Genomic DNA, 2,441 nt, shown 5'->3' with positions numbered 1-2,441 from the left:
CCTGCGGACCGCGCCCTGGCAGGTCGACGGCCTGGAGATCAACCTGCCCGGCGGCTGGCGCGACGCGCCCGGGCCGCGCGCTGCCGCCGAGGCACGCTTCACCGCCGTACGGAGGGCCGGCTACGAGCTCCTGGTGGAGCGCTTCCTGTACCGGTGGACACCGCGGTGCGGGCTTCCCGAGCGGCCTGGCCGTCTCGTCTTCGGCGCCGAGCCGGACGACACGGTGTTCTTCGACGTCCTGCGGCGCATCCACTCCGTGACGCTCGACGCCCACGCCCGCCGGGCCGTCGAGGAAGGGGGAGTGGAGCGGGCCGCCCAGGAGGAGCTCGACTTCTTCCGCTGGTGCCCCTCACCGCGGGAGTGGTGGCAGACCGCCCGTACGCAGGACGGCGAACTCGCCGGCATCCACGTTCCGGCGCACAATCCGTCCGGGCCGTGCGTGGGTTTCATCGGCGTCCTGCCCGAACAACGCGGTCACGGCTACGCCTACGACCTCCTCGCGGAGTGCACCCACTTCCTGGTGGAGCGAGGAGCCGAGTTCATCGCGGGCGCCACCGACCAGGGCAACTTCCCCATGGCCGCGCATTTCACCAGGGCCGGGTATCCCGTCGTCCGGGAACTCGCCACCTTCCGGGCCGGGCCCGATGACGGCGCCGGGTGACATGCCGGCCGTGCGGTGGTCGACAGCGGGCGGTGGAGGCGGGATGACGTTCGGCGGCGCGGTGTGGCAGGTCCACAGCGGAGAGGAGGTCGTCGGCGAGATCCGGATCGACGACATGGACTTCCCCTGGCTGTCCGGCAACTTCACGCCGGGTCCCGCCTTCCGTTCCGTCCAGGATCTCTTCGCCCGAGAGCTCGCCCTGCTGGAGCGGGACGACGACTGGGAGGAGTGGGAGGGGGCCTACGCCGATATACGGCGACGCGTGTCGCTGACCTCGCCGGACGGCCCCGTCCCCGAGTTCCTGCTGCACATCGAGGGGGACCGGGCCTGGTTCCGGTGGAGCGACGAACCGTTCGACGAGGACTGAGAAGGAGGACTGAGAAGGACGAGGACTGAGAAGGAGGACTGAGAAGGAGGACTGAGTAGAGGGAGCAGGGGGAGTAAGAGGGAGGAGGCGGACCGCGCGGCCCTAGTCGGCCCCGCCGTTCAGCCGGGCCTCGGCCGCCGCGAGGATCTCGGTCACCCGCAGACCGAAGGACGCGTCGCAGGAGTGCCGACGGCCCGTGCGGGCTGCGGAGAGGAGGGCGTCGGCGGCTCGGGCGAGCGCGGGCACCGCTCCCTCGTTGCTGGGCGGAAGCAGTGTCACCCCCGCGTCGCCCCGGAGCTCGACCGCTGCCCCGGCCGCTGCCGGCGGCGCGGTGAGACTCAGGGTCAGCGTGCTCGACGTGTCGGTGACATGGTCGAGGACGAGATGGACGGTGTCCCCGGGCCCATGGGCCGCCGCCGTCACCGCCCGGACGTCGCCGAGCACCGGGAGGAGCACGGACAGGGCGTGCGGGCCCACGTCCCACAGGGCTCCCTTCGCCCTGCGCCACGGAGAGGCCGCGAACGGGCTGTCGCTGGTGAACACGGCACCGAGCCACTCGGCCCGCGCCGTGAACCAGCCCGCGACGGCCGCCTGTTCCTCGATCCAGGCCTGCGGCTCCTTCTGGAACCGTGTGGTGAAGAACACGACGGAGGCGACACCGGCCCGCTCGGTCGCCTCGACCACCGCCCGGCCGTCGGCGACGCTCAGCGCGAGGGGTTTGTCCAGCAGCAGATGGCAGCGGGCACGGGCCGCGCGCACCGCCAGGTCCGCCTGCACGGTCGGCGGCAGCGCCACGGCCACCGCGTCCACGTCGTCGAGCAGGGCGTCCACGTCGTCGTACGCCCGCGTGCCGTACTGCTCGGCCAGGGCCGAGGCAGCCTCCGGACGGCGGCCCCACACCCCGGCGAAGTCCAGTCCACCGTGCCCGCTCAGCGCGGGGGCGTACGCCGCCTGCGCCCACGGTCCGGTCCCGAGCAGTCCCACACGCATATGGCGGTCCCTTCTTGATGCCGGTGCCGGTACAGATCCCGATGCCGTCAAGGAGCCGATCTCCTGTCACCGTTGACGTACGACCGTGCCGATTCGTTGTCCTGCGCCAGCCACTTTGCGATGGTGCGGGCGATCGGCTGACCCGTGTCCATCTCGACGAAGCCGAACTGACCCGACTGGTTGCACTCCAGGAACCACCAGATCCCATCGGCGTCCTCCGCGAAGTCAAAGGCGCCGTAGGCGAGTTCGGCCGCCTTCATGTACGTGTGGACGGTCTCCGCGACTCGTGGGGGAACGTCGACGGGTTGCCAGGGGGAACCGGGCGGGGCGAAGCGGACGTCGACGTCGTCGGGGCCGGCGTCCTCGGCGACGGTGTTGCGGGCGGCGAGCAACCGGTCCCCGACGTCGGTGATGCGGATGTCG

At 71.7% G+C, this 2,441-nt stretch carries 3 protein-coding genes and 1 pseudogene; 2 read left to right on the top strand and 2 right to left on the bottom strand.

The features are described from left to right. On the top strand, window positions 1–661 hold a 661-nt coding region (locus ACFW2E_RS34685; protein ID WP_384472262.1), incomplete at its 5' end, for a GNAT family N-acetyltransferase. A gap of 43 nt (window positions 662–704) precedes the next feature. After that, entirely contained in the window at window positions 705–1,028 is a 324-nt protein-coding gene (locus ACFW2E_RS34680) for a hypothetical protein (RefSeq protein WP_384472259.1), read from the top strand. Window positions 1,029–1,130: 102 nt separating this feature from the next. On the opposite strand, the gene ACFW2E_RS34675 is transcribed toward ACFW2E_RS34680, so the two are convergent. Both ACFW2E_RS34675 and ACFW2E_RS34670 read right to left on the bottom strand, forming a co-directional pair. Further along, window positions 1,131–2,018, bottom strand: a complete 888-nt coding sequence (locus tag ACFW2E_RS34675; protein ID WP_384472256.1) for a Gfo/Idh/MocA family protein — start codon at window positions 2,016–2,018, stop codon at window positions 1,131–1,133. A gap of 47 nt (window positions 2,019–2,065) precedes the next feature. After that, window positions 2,066–2,441, bottom strand: a pseudogene (locus ACFW2E_RS34670) (hypothetical protein); the annotation flags it as partial.

Origin of the sequence: Streptomyces sp. NPDC058964 (assembly GCF_042741275.1) — a bacterium.
GTDB lineage: Bacteria > Actinomycetota > Actinomycetes > Streptomycetales > Streptomycetaceae > Streptomyces.
Note: the sequence above shows the minus strand (reverse complement) of the source record. Positions and strands in the feature narration are given on the sequence as shown.